Raw genomic sequence first — 16,066 nt, 5'->3', positions numbered from 1 at the left:
CGCGGCCCGAGTGGGCTCACCCGGACGCGTCGTCGGAAAGCGAAACTCCGGAACCCTCAGGGGAGGGGGCGCTGTGCGGCCGGCCGTTCGAGTCGCTCTCTATGCCGGGGCGACATGGGTACTCGACCTCGGCCGGCTGCTGCTGTGGTGCGTCATGACCGGATGCCTCGCGTGGGGCACCACCTGGTCCGGACGCCCCGCCGTGCTGACCGACTGGCTGGCGACTGGTCCGCCCGCGCGTGGACGATCGCGCACGACACCGGTGGCCATCAAGTTGCAGGCAGGCCGAGGAATCGCAGCCTTGGAGTGCTGGCTGGCGGCTGGCAAGCCGCCCCGGGGTTCGGCCCGCCCGCCGAGGCGGGGCGAGTCGGGACCGGCGAACTGATCGTCATCGATCGATAGCGCGTGGCCCGCGGGGCTGCGGAGCGCCGACCGCACGTGGACGGGAAGGTGTGACCTCTTCCCGCCGTTGATCCGTCCTTCTTCCCTTTGCGCCAGTTGAGCTGTCCCCCACGGCTGAGGGTGCCGTCCCGCGAGGTGGTAACAGTGCAGGGCACTGACCGCGTGGGGATCACGTGCAAGGGGCCATCGAGCGATGGTTAGCGGGACCACGCCGATGGTTCTCCTGGAAGGGCACAGCACACGATGGCCCAGGACCAGTCTGCCTGCTCGAGGTGCTCGAGGCACTGAAGGCCGCCGACGATGTCGATGACCGAATCCGTTCGGCGGCCGCCACCATCTACCAAGCGCTAAATCGAGGCCGAGGAGTTGACTTCGGTGATCGTCGGCTGGGATGGGGTCTTGACCTCGGTGACTTGGAAGCCCTGGTAGTCCTTGGACCGGTACTCCCCAGCGCTGCGCGGTCGTTGGCCACACCGCCCACGTACGACACGACGGTCATCTTCTTGCCCGGTGTTACCGGCCGCGTCCGATGACGACGGCGGCGCGTCGGGATGGTTGATCAGTGCGAAGTGCATGAGCAAGCCGCGCCGGTCGCGGACGCGCGGGGCTTGGTGGTCATGCTGCCGCGGCGGTGGTCATGCTGTCGTGACTGTGGTGATGGCGGCCCGGACGGAGGCCTTGCCGACGATCGCCTTGCCGGCGGCGTAGGCGGCGACCGGTGACTGGACGCCGACGTGGTAGACCGTCGGATGCGGCTGGTGGCGACTGCGATAGTTCCGGCCTGGACGTCGGCGACGTGCCGGGCCAGCAGTTGCGCGGCCCGCGGGTTGGTCACCGACCGTGCTGAGCAGCAGGCCGCTGGCCGCGATCCGGGTGCGCGGCCAGTTGGTCGAGTTGGGCGGTGAGGGCGGCCAGTGCGTAGTCCAGGCCCTCGGCTCGATCGCCAGCTCTTCCACGCCGGCGATCTGCGGCGTGCATCACGTCGGAAACCCACGGGCCAACCAGCTCGATGAGGCCGCCGACGCGATAGACGTGGCGCTCGCCGCCGAGGCTTCGGCGCTTCGCTCGGCAGCGACCGTGGCGGCGCTGCCCACCGGACGCTCGGCCGGCCGCCCGGTGGGATGATCCGCACCAGCGGGCGTCGTCGCGGCTGCCAGCGGCCACGGGCTGGCCGGCGCAGCCTTGATCAGCCTGAGAGCCCCCGGGCAGCCGCCTCGGAGTTCTCCAGCAGTAGTCCGGGACAGGCGGGGATCCGGCTACAGGCGGAGCGGTCGGATGGGGGCGAAGATCAACGAGGGGTCGGCGAGCCACTGGTCACGCGGCAGCACATCGACGTAGAGCTCGATCTCGTGGCCGTCGGGGTCGGCGATGTAGAGCGAGTGGGTGACGGTGTGGTCGCTGGCGCCGAGGACGGGGACGCCGTGCCGGTCGAGGTGGCGGACGACCTCGCGCAGCTCCTCGTCGCTCTCGCCCACCTTGAGGCCGAAGTGGTACATCCCGACGCGCCGGCCCGGCGGCATGGGTGCGGCGGAGGGCCCCACCTCGATGAGCAGCAGCTCGTGGTGCGTGCGGCCGGAGCTGAAGGCGGCGGCGGGAACGGGCAGCGGAACGTCTCCGCGCACCTCGTCCCAGCCGAGTACCTCTCGGTAGAAGTGCCGGGACCGGTCGAGGTCCCGGACGTAGAGGACCAGGTGGCCGAGTTCGTGCACGCGCATCGCTGTGGCTCCTTCTCGATGACCTTGGTGTCGCGGGAGGCCAGGGCCTGGTGTCGGAGGCTCAGCCCCGGTCGGTGGCCGTCGCCCCGCGCGCGTAGTCGTAGGAGGTTCTGACCAGGGCGGCGACGACGTCGGCCTCGGCGTCGTCGCGCGGGGCGTAGAGCATCACCGTGCCCGCGGGGATCAGACCGCGCGCGGCGACCGGATGCTGCTCCGCCCACCCCGCGTCGATGGCCTGGCGGGCCACGTCAGGTGGCAGGGCCAGGTGCAGGGAATGGTCGGGAGCGGGGTGCAGGTGGGCGAACTCCGTGCCGAGCATGAACGCCTCCCGGGGCCCGACCGCCTGGTCCGGGGGCAGGGTGAGGGCACGCGCGCCGGGCACCGAGATCAGGCTGTCGGCCCAGACGACGCCGGGCAGGTCGGCGAGCAGCGCCTCGAGCCGCCGGCGCGGCCGGTCGTCGCTCGGCTGCTGCTCCAGCTGCATGTGCGGGTTGGTCGGGGTGGTGGCCGGCCGACCCCCGCTGCGTCGCGGGAGGGAGGCTGCGCCCGCGGTCACGACAGCTCGAACAGTGGTCCCACGACGACCAGGCCGAGGTCGTCGCCGAGCTGGGCGAACAGGCCGAACATCACCAGCGCCGCCCCGGCCAGCGCGAGGTCCTTGAGGAACTGCGTCTGCTCGGTCATCCGGGCCGCAGCCTCGGTCTCGGCCCAGAATCCGTGCATGAGGACCGCGGTGGGGACCAGGAATGCCGCCAGCAGCAACGCGCCGAGATCGGGCCACACCCCGACGGCGACCATGAGCGCGCCGATCACGATCAGCACGCCGCTGGCCGGCACGGCGGCCCCCGCCGCGGGAACCTTCTTGCTGGCCGCGTATCCGGCCATCATCTGGCGTTGGGTGACGTGCGCGATCCCTGACCCCAGGAACAGCACGGCGAACAGGATCCGCCCGATGAGCACGACGACGTCCATACTGGCTCCTGTCACTAACAAGGAGTACTTACTTTCCGTAAGGTGAAGGGATAGCAGGCGCCGGGGATAGGGTCAAGCGTGAGCAGCTCAGGGCCGACAACGGGACGGGTGTCCGTCGAGCGTGCGCCGCTCGACGCCGACCGCGGGTCGGAGTACTGCGCGGTCTTCCACCGGGCGATCGAGCTGATCGGCCGGCGGTGGAACGGCGTCATCGTCCGGGCGCTGCTCGCCGGCGGGCAGCGCTTCAGCGACGTGCGCGCGGCGGTCCCCGGATTGTCCGACCGGCTGCTCGCCGAGCGATTGCGCGAACTGGAGCGCGAGGGGGTGGTGACGCGGTCGCTGCCCTCCTCGGCCGGCGGTTCCTGCTACAGCCTGACGGCCAAGGGGCGGGCCCTCGCTCCAGTCCTCGATGCGGTGTCGTCGTGGGCGGCCGCCTGGGTGGCGACCGGCGGGGCGGAGTCCGGCGACGGCGAGGCGGCGGGAAGCCGCCGCAAGGTTGATCGAGGGAGCGGCCAGGCGACGGATGAGGAGCTGACGCGAGGGTCTCGGAAGCCTCTTGAGGACCCCACGTGACGGCGATGACGGGTCGCTACGTCAGCCATCAGTAGTCCTGGACGGCGGCGGCCTCGCCGAGCCGCAGGCCGGCGAAGGCGTAGGGGCGACGAACGGTCGGAACGCGTCGTCGGTGGCGCGCAGAACGCTTCCCATGGGCGGCGGTGGGCAGCCGCATGACCGCCTCGGTGCGCCGACGGCGGGGGAGGGTGATGCCTGCGCTGGGGTCGTTGTGATCGGCTTGTCGCCGACAGCACCGCGAAAGACGCCGCGCAGGCGGCTCGACCGAACTGATCGTCGCCGGGTCGTTCGGCCAGGTCGCCTGGCTACGGTGGGACGACCGCCAACCGGTCCGGAAGGTGCTGAGGTGCCTCGCCGTTCTTTCCGTCCGGCTGTCATGCCCTATGGCCGTGAACGGCTTCGAGCGTCCGATCCCCGTGGAAGTCCATGCGCAGATCGTTTGTGGACCGTCTCGACGATTCGCCGGTCAGGGTGAACCGATTCTCAGGTGGAGTCGAGCCGCAGGGTGCGCAGGGCGATCCGAGCGAGGCTGCGGGCGGTGGTGGTCTGGTCATCGGCGGGTAGTACGAGATGGCTGACGGCGAGTCGGACCAGGGCGTCCACGCCGTCGGCCAGGTCTTGCGGGTCGAGCTGCGGGAAGTGCTCGGTGAACCAGGAGATCAGGGTTCGGGTGGCGGCGTCGAGCACAGGTGCGGAACGCGTCGTGAGCATGGGCAGCAGCTCGTTGTCGGCGTCGCGTGCAGAGGTGAGGATGGCGCACAGCAAGGGACTGGCGTCGGCCTCGGCGAGCACGTACTCGATTGCTGCGGTGATTCCTCCGGCGGCGTCCTGAGGGTGGGCTTCGAGGGTGCGGGAGATGCCGACGAGAAACCGCTCGGTTTCCTGCATGATCAGCGCTTCCCCGAGGCCCTGTTTGTCGCCGAACTCCTTGTACAACGTCGGGCGCGATACCCCGGTCAGCGCGGCGACATCGCCCACGCGCACCCGCGACCAGCCCTTCTCGACCGTCAGGGCCCGCGCTGCGTCCAGTGCGCGATCGCGCACGTGTTGCCGGAAGGTCAGACGAAGAGGCTCTGCCGCCACTGGCCGCCCCCGTCCGGTCATGTTTGTTCGGTCCTTGACAATTGCCGACAGTCTGTCACAGCCAACTGTCGGAGACTCCTTCCATCGAAGGCCGGTCCTGACAAGTACGAGGTCTGGGTCCATAACTTGACAAAAGTTGGCTGTGTGTCAACCTGGGGCCACCCGTACGGAGCAGACCCTGGAGCCGTGATGACCACTGTTGCCCATCCGCGCGACACCCGCCCCTATGACCCCGCGGACATCTCGTCCCGAGCGTTCTGGTCGCAGACGGCCGCCGAGCGGGAGAAGACCTACGCCGTACTGCGTGCCGAGCGTCCGGTGAGCTGGCACCAGCCGGTCGAGGACATGCTGATGAAGGACCCGAACGACCAGGGGTTCTGGGCTGTCGTGCGCCACGCCGACCTGGTCGAGGTCACCAAGCGGCACGAGGACTTCATCTCGGGCGAGGGCATCGTGATGGAGTCGATGCCGCAGGAACTGCTCGACGCGGGCCAGGGCTTCATCGCGATGGACCCGCCGCGGCACACCAAGATCCGGCGGCTGCTGAGCTCGGCGTTCACCCCGAAGCAGATCCGCCGCATCCACGACCAGATCCAGGCCAACGCCGGGCGCATCGTGGACGACATCGCGACCCGGGGGGAGGTCGACTTCGTCCCCGAGGTCGCGGCTCTCGTCCCGATGCACAACATCTGCGACATGATGGGCATCGACGAGGCCGACCGGACGAAGATGGCCTACGAGGCGCAGTTCGCCGGCGGCTGGAACGACCCGGAGTTGATGGGTGACCAGGAACCCCTCGGCCGCCTGTTCGAGGCCATGCTCTACCTCGGTGAGCTGGCCGGCAGGTACATCGCCGAGCGCCGGCGCAACCCGGGCGAGGATCTGCTCAGCAACCTCGTGCAGGCCGAGGTCGACGGCGAGCGGCTGACCGACGACGAGATCATGTCCTTCTTCGGGCTGCTCACCATCGCCGGTAACGACACCACCCGGCAGAGCACCAGTCACGCGATGAAGGCCCTCACCGACTTCCCCGAGCAGAAGGCCTGGCTCATGGAGGACCTCGACGGCCGGCTCAAGGGGGCGGTCGAGGAGATGGTCCGGTGGGCCACCCCGATCATGACCTTCCGGCGCACCGCGTCCCGCGACTGCGAGCTGAACGGGCAGCAGATCACCCATGGCGACAAGGTGGTCATGTTCTACGCCTCGGCCAACTGGGACACCGAGGTGTTCGACGCGCCCGAGCGCTTCGACCTCTCCCGGAACCCGAACCCGCACGTGAGCTTCGGCGGGGGCGGGATCCACCACTGCCTGGGCAATCAGCTGGCCCGCCAGCAGCTGGCGGCCATCTACCGCGAGCTGCTGACCCGGCTGCCCGACATCGAGGTGTCCGGCGAGCCCTCCTACACGGTCAGCACCTTCTTCCACGGCGTCAACCACCTGCCCGTGCGCTTCACCCCGGAGCGCTGACCGACCCACCCGACCGGAAAGGACACTCCCGTGAGGATCGTGCTGGACGAGAACAAGTGCTCGTCGCTGGGGATGTGTGAGTCGGTGGCCCCGAACTTCTTCGAGGTCGGTGACGACGGCGCACTCAACCTGCTGAACCCCACGCCCCCGGAGGACCGGCGGGCGCTGATGGAGGAGGCCGTCGCGGCCTGCCCCACCAGCGCGCTGAGCATCGAGGAGTGAGGATGGGCGCACCGCGCCCGGAGCACGACGCCGACGTCCTGGTCATCGGCAGCGGCTTCGGTGGCAGCGTCGCGGCGCTGCGGCCGTCGGAGAAGGGCTACCGGGTCACCGTGCTCGAGGCCGGGCTGCGCTTCACCGACGACACCTTGCCCCGGACCTCATGGGATGTCCGCCGGTTCCTGTGGGCCCCCCGCCTGGGGCTCAAGGGGATCCAGCGGATCAGCAAGGTCGGCAAGGTGGTCGTCTTCGCCGGCGCCGTTCTTCCGGGACCGGCAGTGTTCGCACATCACCGACTGACAGGACGAGCTGGCGCCCCGGTACGACCAGGCCAGCCGGATGCTCGGCGTCGTGCAGAAACCCGACGCTCACCGCCTACGACGAGGTGATGCGGTCGGTGGCCGAGGAGATGGGCGTCGGTTCGACCTTCACCCTGACACCGGTCGGGGTATTCCTCGGCCGCGAGCCACCCTCCTAGCACGTCGGCACGCTCCGCCGGCCCACCGTCCCCGGCCGTTCCCTGGAGGAAATTTGCCCGAGGAACCCTTCGTCGTCGTCGGCGCGTCCCTGGCCGGCTTGCGGGCGGTCGAGTCCGCCCGCAAGAGCGGCTACACCGGTCGGCTGATCCTTGTCGGGGCCGAGGAGCACCTGCCCTACGACCGGCCACCGCTGTCCAAGACCTTTCTCGACCCGGGCGACGAACCGGCGATGCCGCACCACCGCACCGAGGACGAGCTGCGCGCCCTGGACGTCGAGCTGCGGCTCGGCGTCCCCGCGACCGCGCTCGACACCGCCGGCCGGGAGATCATCCTTGGCGATGACGAGTGGCTGCGCTACGAGCGGCTGGTCATCGCCACCGGTGCGCGCGCCCGCCAGCTGCCCGGGAAGCAGCTCGACGGGATGCACACCCTGCGCACCGTCGAGGACGCCCGCAGCATCCGCCGGGCCCTGGACGCTGGCTGCCGCACGGTCGTCGTCGGTGGTGGCTTCATCGGGTCCGAGGTCGCCTCGGCCGCCCGCAAGCGGGACGTCGACGTCACCATCCTCGAGGCGGCCCCGCTGCCGCTCGTTCGTGCCGTCGGCGAGCAGATGGCCGCCCCGTGCGCAGACCTTCACGCCCGCAACGGCACCGAGCTGCGGTGCGGTGTCTCCGTTACCGGGCTCGAAGGCGAGGATCGCGTCGAAGGCGTCGCGCTGTCCGACGGCTCGGTCCTGCCCGCCGATCTCGTCGTCGTCGGCATCGGCGCCGACCCCGTCACCGACTGGCTCACCGATTCAGGACTGCAGGTCGACGACGGCGTCGTCTGCGACGAGACACTGCGCGCCGACACCGAGGTGTACGCCGCGGGGGACGTCGCCCGCTGGCCCAACCCGCTCTTCGGCCGGACGATGCGCCTGGAGCACTGGACGTCGGCCGCCGAGCAAGGCGCCGCAGCCGCGCGCAACGCTCTGGCCCCCGCCGAGGCCACCCCGTACGGCACCGTTCCTTACTTCTGGTCGGACTGGTACACCGACAAGTTGCAGATGGTCGGCATCACCGCCGCCGACGAGGTCACCGTGATCGGGGACCTGGACGGCACTCGGTGGCTCGCGCTGTACCGCCATGAGGACCTGCTCGTGGGCGCCCTCGCGTTAAACATGCCGGGCAAGATCATGAAATATCGGGCGATGATCGGACGGCGAACCGCCTGGCAGGACGCTCTCGCCTTCGCTGGTCGATGAGATGCGCAGATCCCAGTCGCCCGGCAGTTGCCGCGTGCCATTTCGGGTGACGGCCGACCTGGCCTGCCACGGAACGCACGCCGAAGACCAGGAAGAGGACCAGCCATGAGAAGTGCATCGGAGATTTGCTCAAGTTGGATGCCGGTGCCGCATGAGTGAGGCCGACGGCGTGCTCGCGGACTGGGCCGCCGGCTTCAATCACCGGTCCACAGCGGCGGACGTCCTGCCAGCGCACCACCCGGAGTGCCTCGGCTGCGGGCCGGACAATGCACACGGTCATCACCTCCAGGTGCGGCGCGCCGGTGAACGCGTAGTGAGCGAGCACGTCTTCGATGCCCGGCACGTCGGCGCGCCAGGCATCGCTCACGGTGGCGCGGTGGCGACCGTCGTCGACGACCTCTTCGGGTTCGTCCTCTACCTCGTGGGAGAGCCGGCCGTCACCCGGCACCTGGAGGTCGACTATCACGCCCCGGTGCTGCTCCAGCGTCGCTATGTGCTCGAGGCCCGATTGGAACGGCGGGAAGGCCGCAAGCTGTTCGTCGAGGCCACCGGGACCGATGACGCCGGCAACACAGCGTTCACCGCGAAGGCGCTGTTCGTCGTCGTGCCACTCCAGCACTTCGCCGGCGCAGCGGCAGGAGATCCGCCCGTCGCACCCTGAGCATCGACTCAAGGGGACGATGCCTTCTCTTCACGACATCGACGAGGGCGCGTATCCGACGTGCTGGAGAAGTGCAGCAACCGGCATAGCAAGACGGTGTTGCGTCGGCGGGTGAGTGCGAACCCGAGTGGACTCGGTGACCGCCTGCGCCCGTGCGCTTCAGGCTTGGGGTGGTGCCCGGGACGTTTGTTCAGCCCCCAGGGGCTCAGCGAGGATCATCGTCTAACCGTCCGGAGGGCACCGCGCCTGACTACCGCCTGCGATGTCCTCGTCGGTGCAGGAGCAGTCCGGTGGCTGCGGTGGCTGCGATGAGGTCCTGGCTGAGGAGGGCGGCCGGCACGCCGAGCACCCGTTGCGGGAGGCGGTGCTGGTCGTAGGGGGAGGTGCCGGGCAGGAGCAGGGTGAGGTTGAACGGTGCCCACCGTGCGATGGGCAGCAGCGCGGCGGCGGTGACGGTCCGTTGCGACCCGGGGTGGTCGCGTTCGCCCTCGCGCAGGAGCCAGAGGGCGATCAGGCCGTCCAGGGTCGCGCTGACGACTTCGGAGGCGCCGTGCCAGCGCGCGTGCGGGCCGTACTCCGGCCCGAACGTGTGCCGACGGTTCCAGTCGGCCAGCCATGGCAGGGTGGCGCTGGCGACGGCGGAGGCGGCGATCAGCCGCCGTCCCCACCGCCGCAGGTCTGGCCCGCGGGCCGACGTGCCCGTGGTCCTCCTGCCGGGAGTGCGCGCGCTCATCGGCTCGGGGTGGACACCGGTTCTTCGGCGGTCCGCCGTTCCGGCGCGGCGGCGTCCTGTCTCTGCCGGTCGAGCTGCTGGAGGAGCTTGTCTCCCTCGACGTCGAGGTCGGGCAGGAGGCGGTCCAGCCATCGGGGCAGCCACCAGGCCCGGTCGCCGAACATGGACATCACCGCCGGGACCAGGGTGAGGCGGATGAGGAACGCGTCGATGGTGATGCCGATGGCCAGGGCGAAGCCCATCTGCTTGACCATCGGGTCGGCGTTGAAGATGAACCCGCTGAAGACGGCGATCATGATGACGGCCGCGGCCACCACGACCCGGCTGGCCTGGGTGAACCCGTCCACCACGCTGTCGGTGCCGTGGTGGCCGTGGACGTGGGACTCGCGCATGGAGGACACCAGGAAGATCTGGTAGTCCATCGCCAGCCCGTACAGCACGCCGGTGACGATGATCGGCAGCATGCTCATCACCGGCGTGGTGGTGTCGAACCCGAAGACCTCGTTCAGCCAGCCCCACTGGAACACCGCGGTGGTGGCGCCGAAGGTGGCCAGGATGCTGAGCAGGAAGCCGGCGGTGGCCTTGATCGGGACGAGGACCGAGCGGAAGACCAGCAGCAGCACCAGCAGCGACAGGCCGAGGACCACGGCGAGGTAGAGCGGCAGGACCTCGGCCAGGCGCTCGGACATGTCGATCCCGATGGCGGTGAGGCCGGTGACGCCGAGGTCGATGCCGAACTCGTCGGCGTAGCGATCGGCGCGGTCGCGGATCTGGGTGACCAGTTCCTCGGTGGCTTCGTCGGTCGGTCCGCTGGTGGGGATGACCGAGAGCACCGCGGTGGCGCCGTCCTGACTGAGCCCGGCCGGGATGGCGGTCTGCACGCCGTCCAGCGCGCCGAGGTCGCCAACCACCTCCTGCAGGGCCTGCTGGTCCAGGGGTGTGCCCGGCTGAGTGGAGCTGGCGACCGCGACGAGGGGGCCGTTGAAGCCTTCCCCGAAGCTGTCCGCGACGGCGTCGTACCCGTCCCGCTGCGGCGTGCCGCTGCTGTAGCTCTCCGCCGAGGGCATGCCCAGCCGCATGCTCGTCATCGGCGCGGCCAGCAGGGCGGTGACCGCGACGACGGCCAGGACGACCAGCAGTCGGTGCCGCACGACGAAGCCGGACCACTGCCGCGACGGGGAGCGCGACCGGTCGGCATGTCCGGCCGCGCGGCGGCGGGCCGCCGGCGAGCAGATCCGCTCCTTGAGCAGGCCCAGCAGGGCGGGCAGGAAGGTCAGCGCGACGAGCACGGCGATGGCGACGGTGGCGGCGGCGATGAGGGCCATGACACTGAGCAGCGAGATGCCGACCACCAGCATGGCGGTCAGGGCGATGACGACCGTGGTTCCGGCGAAGAAGACGGCGCTGCCGGCGGTGCCGACCGCGCGGGCCGTGGCCTCCTGGGCGTCCAGCCCCTTGTTCAGGATGAGCCAGCGCTGCCGGTTGACGATGAACAGGGCGTAGTCGATGCCCACTGCCAGGCCGAGCATGAGTGCCAGGACGACCGAGATCGAGTTGAGCTGGAACAGGTGCCCCAGGGCGAAGGCCCCGCCGATGCCGGTGGCCACCCCGACCAGCGCGTTGGCCAGCGGCAGGCCGGCGGCGACCACGGAGCCGAGGGTGACCAGCAGGACGAGGGCCGCGACACCGACGCCCACGATCTCCGCGACCCCGATGACCTCGGGGATCTCTTGCAGGGTGGCGCCGGGGAGCACCGCGATGCCGGCGTCCTCCGCCGGTGCCTCCGCGGCCGCGACTGTGTCGCCGACCGTCCCGGCGGGCAGCTCGAAGAGCTGGTCGGTGAACTGGAACTGCAGGAGCGCCACCCGCCCGTCGGGGGACACGGTCACCCCGAGCACCGGCTGGCCGTCGACCACCAGCATGCCGGCCGGCGGGGCAGCCGGCGCCTGCTCCGGGTTCCCGGGCGGGCTCCCACCCGGGGGTGCGGGCGCGCCGCCGCGCTCGGATTGGGCGGCGATCAGTTCCGCCGGGTCGACGACGTGCTCGACGGCATAGACGTTCGCGACCGACTCGGCGACCGCGGCGGCCAGGGCCAGGGAGTCGAGGCGCTCACCCTCGGGCGCCTGGAACACGATCGAGCCCTGCCCGCCCGCCGCCTCCGGCAGCTCCCGGCCCAGCTGGTCGATGACCTCCTGCGCCGGCGTGCCGTCGATCCGGAACTCGGTGCTCAACCGCGGCGGATTCAGCACGAGAGCGCCGATCAGGACCGCCAACAGCAGCACCCAGGCGCCGATCGCACGCAGCGGATGACGGTAGGCCGCCCGTCCCACGCGGTAGAGAAACGTCGACACGGGGTCCCCCTGGCTCGTCTCACCCGACAACCATGATCATCGAAGTGATAGTCAACTATCAGGCGGAACGATAGCATCGGCCGGGCAACGACGTGACGGACCTGATGACGGCGCCCGGGAGGACACGATGGCCGACGAGGCGGTGAAGACCCGGCGACGCGACGCGACCTCCAACACCGAACGGCTGATCACCGCCGCGCGCAGCGTCTTCGCCCGGAACGGGCAGGCGTCGCTGGAGGAGATCGCCGCCGAGGCCGGGCTGGGCATCGCCACCCTGTACCGGCACTTCCCCAACCGCGAGCTGCTGACCCGCGCGGTCTACCGGTCCATCTTCGACACCGAACTCGTCCCCCTGCTCACCGAGTCCTGTGCCCAGAGCACCCCCAGGGCCACCTTCATGGCGATCGCCGACCGCCTGTTGGACCTGGTCGACAGGGAGCGCGGGCTGATCGCGTCCTCGGCGAACTTCGCCGTGCTCACCGATGAACTGCTGCGGGACTTCGTCGACCCCTTCGCCATCCTGCTGCGACGGGCCCAGCACGCCGGCGAGATCAGGGCCGACCTGCAACCCCACGACATTCCGCGCATCTTCAGCATGCTCCTGGTCGGTCTCTCCACCCCCCGAGCAACCCCCGCCGTCCGCCGCCGCTACCTCTCCCTGGCCTTCGACGCGCTCAACCCGCCGGGCGCTGAGCCGCTGCCGCCGCTCGACGAGCAGGACGCCACCGAGGGACTCCGAACCGGAGTGGCCACGCTCCGCATCGCCAGTTCCCTCTCCGGCCCCGATGAACGGCCCTGACCCGGGGGTCTCGCACCGTCGAGGCCCATCCGGTCCACCCGTCGAGCGGCCGGCAGGCGGGGACCCGACCCACCGGCATGTCCCCGATCGAGCAGACCTCCTCGAGCTGGTCGAGCGGCTGGCGCTCGAACTCTGCCGACTGGCCATTCCACCCATGCCGGCGCGCGTGCTGGCCTACGCCCTCGTCGCCGATCACGACACCCATACCGCCGGACAGTTCGCCGAAGGTCTGGATGTCAGCCCCGCCGCCATCTCCGGCGCCCTGCACCAGTTGATGGACCTCGGCCTCGTCGAACGCACCAGAGAGCCAGGAGTCCGCAGCGACCTCTACGCGCTGGCTCAGCACAATCCCCTACCGCGCTACCTGGCATCCAGGATCCAACGGGTGCGCACCGCCGAGGACAGACTCACCGACGCAGTCCAGTCCCTTCGCAGAGGCACGCCAGGCGGCACCCGGATCTCCGAAGCCCTCGCCTTCGCCGCCTTCCTCCGCACCGAGTTGGGCGATGCCATCGCCCGGTGGCAGGAGAGCCCACGGCCTGAATCTGACGAGACCGCAGGCGGCTGACTCGGGGAAGGAAGCGACCGCCGTCCGTCGCGCTGCGACGGGGCGCGCCCAGTGCGCCAGGCCGGCGTGAGACGCCTCGTCCGGTCCCACCATCTTGCGCCACGGGTCGGTGCTCGTCGGCCTGTCGGTACTTGCCGCTTGCCGGCGATCGTGGATCCGAAAGCAGGGGAGTGTGTCGCTCAACGCCAATAATCAACCGAGAGCCGCCGCAAAGTCCTAACCCAATCATTCATTACCGTGATCACCCAATAATCCAGTAGCCCGCCCCGGACAACCAAGTCGTCAACAGGTTCCTGCACCGCCCAAGGCCTCACTGAAGGACGGCACGCATGCTACCCTTGCGGGTAGTTCGGGCCCCGCTTCGCGGGGCCCATCGCCGTTTCTAGGGGTGACCTGTTGGTCATTATTGGGTGGCGTTGAAAATGCACGGGGGAATGAAGGTGTACGTCGGCGACCCGGCCGCCGCCCGCGCCTATGTGGAGGCTGATCGGGGTCGGGCCGATGACTACTACCTGGCCGAGGGCACCGGCTTCGCCCGCCGCTTCACCGCCACCGACGCCCGCGTGACCGAACTGGCCCCGTTGACCGGCGACGGATACGAGACCTGGGTGGCCGGCCACGACCCGGACACCGACCAGCCGCGGGGGCAGCTGCGCGACGACGACCGGGCGGTGCGGTTCGTCGAGGTGGTGGTCAACGGCCCGAAAACCTGGTCGCTGGCCGCCGCACTGCACCCGGACATCGCCGCCGCGTACGAGGCGGCGCAGGACCGCGCGGCCGAGCAGATCATCGGCTGGCTCTCGCAGCACGCCACCACCAGGGTCGGCCCGCGCGGCGGGCAGGTGCAGGTGCCGCTGCAGGTGCTGGAGGCGGCGACGGTGCGGCACTACACCTCCCGCGCCGGCGATCCGCACTGGCATCTGCACCTGCAGATCCTGTCCCGCGTGTTCGCCGTCGGAAAATGGCGCGGGCTGCACACCGTCGGGGTCCGCGACTCGCTCGGGGCGATCAACGGCATCGGGCACGCGGCGATGGCGTGTGACCCGGAATTGAACGCCGCGTTCGCCGCGCACGGCTACACGAAGGACGCTACTGGAGAAATACTGGAGCTCGCCGACTATGTCGGCCCGTTCAGCGCGCGGAACGCGCAGATCGCCCGGAATGTGGACCGCTACGAAGCCGAGTGGACCGCCGCGCACCCCGGTGAACGGCCAGGCCCGGCGCTGCGGCGGGCGTGGGACGCCCGCGCCTGGGCCGACGGCCGCCCGGACAAGGTGGTTGCGCAGCGCGGGGTGACCCTCGACGAACGGTGGCGGGGGCAGCTGTTGGGGCTCGGCTACCGCGGCCCGGCCGGTCCCGTGGACCTTGCGCCCACCCAGGTCGGTGCCCTCGATCGGGAGGAGCTGGTGCAGCGCGCGTTGGCCCGGCTGGCGGCGGGCCGGTCGGCGTGGAACGCCGCGGACGTCCGCGGCGAGGTCGAGCGGCTGATCGCCGCGGCGGGCGTCGTCGCCGGGGCGGCGGTGCGCCTCGAGCTGGCCGAGGACCTCGCCGCCCGCGCGATGGACCGCTGCCTGCCACTGCTGGACCGCGACGGCGTCCCCGAGCACATCCGGGCCTGGACGTCGCGGCCGGTGCTCGCCGTCGAGGCCGAGCTGACCGCCCGCCTCGCCGCCCGCGCCAGGACCGGCGGACCGGAAACCGACCTGACACCCCCGGTCGACCTCGCGGCCGGCGCCGCGCGGCTGGATGCCGGCCAGGCCGCGGCGGTCGCCGCACTGGCCGGCGACCGGCCACTGGCCGTGGTGGAGGGTGCGGCCGGCGCCGGCAAGACCACCACCCTCGCCGCCACCCGCAACGTGCTCGACCAGCAGGGGCGCCGGCTGGTGGTCGTCACCCCGACGCTGAAGGCGGCCAAGGTCGCCGCCGCGGAGGTCGGGGCGGTCGCGGGGTCGGCGGCCCGGCTGGCCTTCCAGCACGGCTGGCGCTGGAACAACGACGGCGCCTGGACCCGGCTCGGTATCGGAGATCTCTGTCCGACCACGGGAGGTGTCTACGCCGGGCCGGGGGAGGGAGCGCGACTCCGCCCGGGGGACCTCCTCGTCGTCGACGAGGCCGGGATGCTGGATCAGGACACGGCCCGGGCCCTCCTGACGGTCGCCGACGAGTGCCGGGTGCGCGTCGCCCTGCTCGGTGACCGGCATCAGCTCGCGGCGGTCGGGCGGGGTGGCGTGCTGGACCTCGCCGCGGCCCAGGTTGACCTGACCGGGCACCTGACCCTGGACGGGGTACACCGCTTCACCCGCACCGACGCCACCGGCGCCACGACACCGGACAGCGACTACGCCGAGCTGACCCTGGCGATGCGCGCCGGCGAGAACCCCGGGACGGTGTTCGACACTCTGCTGGCCCGCGGGCAGATCCGGCTGCACCCCGACGCGCAGGCGCTGCGGAAGGAGCTCGCCGCCACCGCGGCGCAGTGCTACACCGCGGGCGAGCGGGTGGCCGTGGTGGTCGCCATCCGTGAGCAGGCCGCCGCCCTCAATGCCGCCATCCGGGACCGGCTCGTCACCGACGGTCGGGTCGACGACCGGCGTGTGGTCGTGACCGGGGCCGGGGAGCGGATCGGCGTCGGCGACCGGATCGCCACCCGGCGCAACGACCGCGACCTGCAGGTCGCCAACCGCGACGTGTGGACGGTCACCGGCGTCGACCGGGACGGCGGGCTGCTCGTCACCCCCGACCGCACACCCCATGTCACCCCCGCCGCTGGCGGGGGTGACATGGGGTGTGCGGTCGGGGGT

General features: G+C 70.8%; 16 protein-coding genes. 10 read left to right on the top strand and 6 right to left on the bottom strand.

Annotated features, from left to right (window positions below; genetic code table 11):
* The first annotated feature begins 1,242 nt into the window (after positions 1-1,242).
* Positions 1,243-1,527 (top strand): hypothetical protein, encoded by a 285-nt coding sequence (locus E9565_RS12490; protein ID WP_204261770.1) that lies wholly within the window; start codon positions 1,243-1,245, stop codon positions 1,525-1,527.
* 131 nt (positions 1,528-1,658) lie between these two features.
* On the opposite strand, the gene E9565_RS12485 is transcribed toward E9565_RS12490, so the two are convergent.
* From E9565_RS12485 to E9565_RS12475, 3 genes are all read right to left on the bottom strand, one after another.
* The gene (locus tag E9565_RS12485; RefSeq protein WP_116450885.1) at positions 1,659-2,117 is read right to left on the bottom strand and encodes a VOC family protein; all 459 of its coding nucleotides are present in this window, start codon (positions 2,115-2,117) and stop codon (positions 1,659-1,661) included.
* Positions 2,118-2,178: 61 nt separating this feature from the next.
* Positions 2,179-2,601 (bottom strand): luciferase family protein, encoded by a 423-nt coding sequence (locus E9565_RS12480; protein ID WP_116450886.1) that lies wholly within the window; start codon positions 2,599-2,601, stop codon positions 2,179-2,181.
* Between the two features lie 68 nt (positions 2,602-2,669).
* Positions 2,670-3,104, bottom strand: coding sequence for a DoxX family membrane protein (locus tag E9565_RS12475; RefSeq protein WP_236835288.1), 435 nt, complete (start codon positions 3,102-3,104; stop codon positions 2,670-2,672).
* 93 nt (positions 3,105-3,197) lie between these two features.
* Here E9565_RS12475 and E9565_RS12470 point away from each other — a divergent pair, with 93 nt between their 5' ends.
* Complete coding sequence (locus tag E9565_RS12470) at positions 3,198-3,662, top strand: helix-turn-helix domain-containing protein (protein ID WP_116450888.1); 465 nt, start codon at positions 3,198-3,200, stop codon at positions 3,660-3,662.
* Positions 3,663-4,145: 483 nt separating this feature from the next.
* On the opposite strand, the gene E9565_RS12465 is transcribed toward E9565_RS12470, so the two are convergent.
* Positions 4,146-4,766 (bottom strand): TetR family transcriptional regulator, encoded by a 621-nt coding sequence (locus E9565_RS12465; protein WP_116450889.1) that lies wholly within the window; start codon positions 4,764-4,766, stop codon positions 4,146-4,148.
* Positions 4,767-4,934: 168 nt separating this feature from the next.
* Here E9565_RS12465 and E9565_RS12460 point away from each other — a divergent pair, with 168 nt between their 5' ends.
* From E9565_RS12460 to E9565_RS12440, 5 genes are all read left to right on the top strand, one after another.
* Positions 4,935-6,212: a cytochrome P450 gene (locus E9565_RS12460; protein ID WP_116450890.1), complete on the top strand. Its 1,278-nt coding sequence runs from the start codon at positions 4,935-4,937 to the stop codon at positions 6,210-6,212.
* A 30-nt stretch (positions 6,213-6,242) separates the two neighbouring features.
* Positions 6,243-6,434: a ferredoxin gene (locus tag E9565_RS12455; protein ID WP_116450891.1), complete on the top strand. Its 192-nt coding sequence runs from the start codon at positions 6,243-6,245 to the stop codon at positions 6,432-6,434.
* Between the two features lie 2 nt (positions 6,435-6,436).
* Entirely contained in the window at positions 6,437-6,820 is a 384-nt protein-coding gene (locus tag E9565_RS12450; protein WP_275585492.1) for an FAD-binding protein, read from the top strand.
* Positions 6,821-6,962: 142 nt separating this feature from the next.
* The gene (locus tag E9565_RS12445) at positions 6,963-8,153 is read left to right on the top strand and encodes an NAD(P)/FAD-dependent oxidoreductase (protein ID WP_116450892.1); all 1,191 of its coding nucleotides are present in this window, start codon (positions 6,963-6,965) and stop codon (positions 8,151-8,153) included.
* A 151-nt stretch (positions 8,154-8,304) separates the two neighbouring features.
* The gene (locus tag E9565_RS12440) at positions 8,305-8,814 is read left to right on the top strand and encodes a PaaI family thioesterase (RefSeq protein ID WP_116450893.1); all 510 of its coding nucleotides are present in this window, start codon (positions 8,305-8,307) and stop codon (positions 8,812-8,814) included.
* 250 nt (positions 8,815-9,064) lie between these two features.
* On the opposite strand, the gene E9565_RS12435 is transcribed toward E9565_RS12440, so the two are convergent.
* Complete coding sequence (locus E9565_RS12435) at positions 9,065-9,547, bottom strand: hypothetical protein (RefSeq protein ID WP_116450894.1); 483 nt, start codon at positions 9,545-9,547, stop codon at positions 9,065-9,067.
* A complete protein-coding gene (locus tag E9565_RS12430; RefSeq protein ID WP_116450895.1) occupies positions 9,544-11,898 on the bottom strand; it encodes an MMPL family transporter in 2,355 nt (784 codons plus the stop codon). The genes E9565_RS12435 and E9565_RS12430 overlap by 4 nt, the downstream gene beginning before the upstream one ends.
* Before the next feature lie 127 nt (positions 11,899-12,025).
* Here E9565_RS12430 and E9565_RS12425 point away from each other — a divergent pair, with 127 nt between their 5' ends.
* From E9565_RS12425 to mobF, 3 genes are all read left to right on the top strand, one after another.
* Positions 12,026-12,697 carry a TetR/AcrR family transcriptional regulator gene (locus tag E9565_RS12425; protein WP_116450896.1) on the top strand — a complete coding sequence of 224 codons (672 nt, stop codon included), beginning with the start codon at positions 12,026-12,028 and terminating at the stop codon, positions 12,695-12,697.
* On the top strand, positions 12,684-13,265 hold the full coding sequence (locus E9565_RS12420) for a GbsR/MarR family transcriptional regulator (RefSeq protein WP_374201736.1): 582 nt from the start codon (positions 12,684-12,686) through the stop codon (positions 13,263-13,265). Before E9565_RS12425 ends, E9565_RS12420 begins: the two co-directional genes overlap by 14 nt.
* 434 nt (positions 13,266-13,699) lie before the next feature.
* A partial coding sequence (gene mobF / locus E9565_RS12415; RefSeq protein WP_236835286.1) for a MobF family relaxase occupies positions 13,700-16,066 on the top strand: 2,367 nt, incomplete at its 3' end.

Source organism: Blastococcus sp. KM273129 (assembly GCF_021698995.1).
Lineage (GTDB): Bacteria > Actinomycetota > Actinomycetes > Mycobacteriales > Geodermatophilaceae > Blastococcus.
Note: the sequence above shows the minus strand (reverse complement) of the source record. Positions and strands in the feature narration are given on the sequence as shown.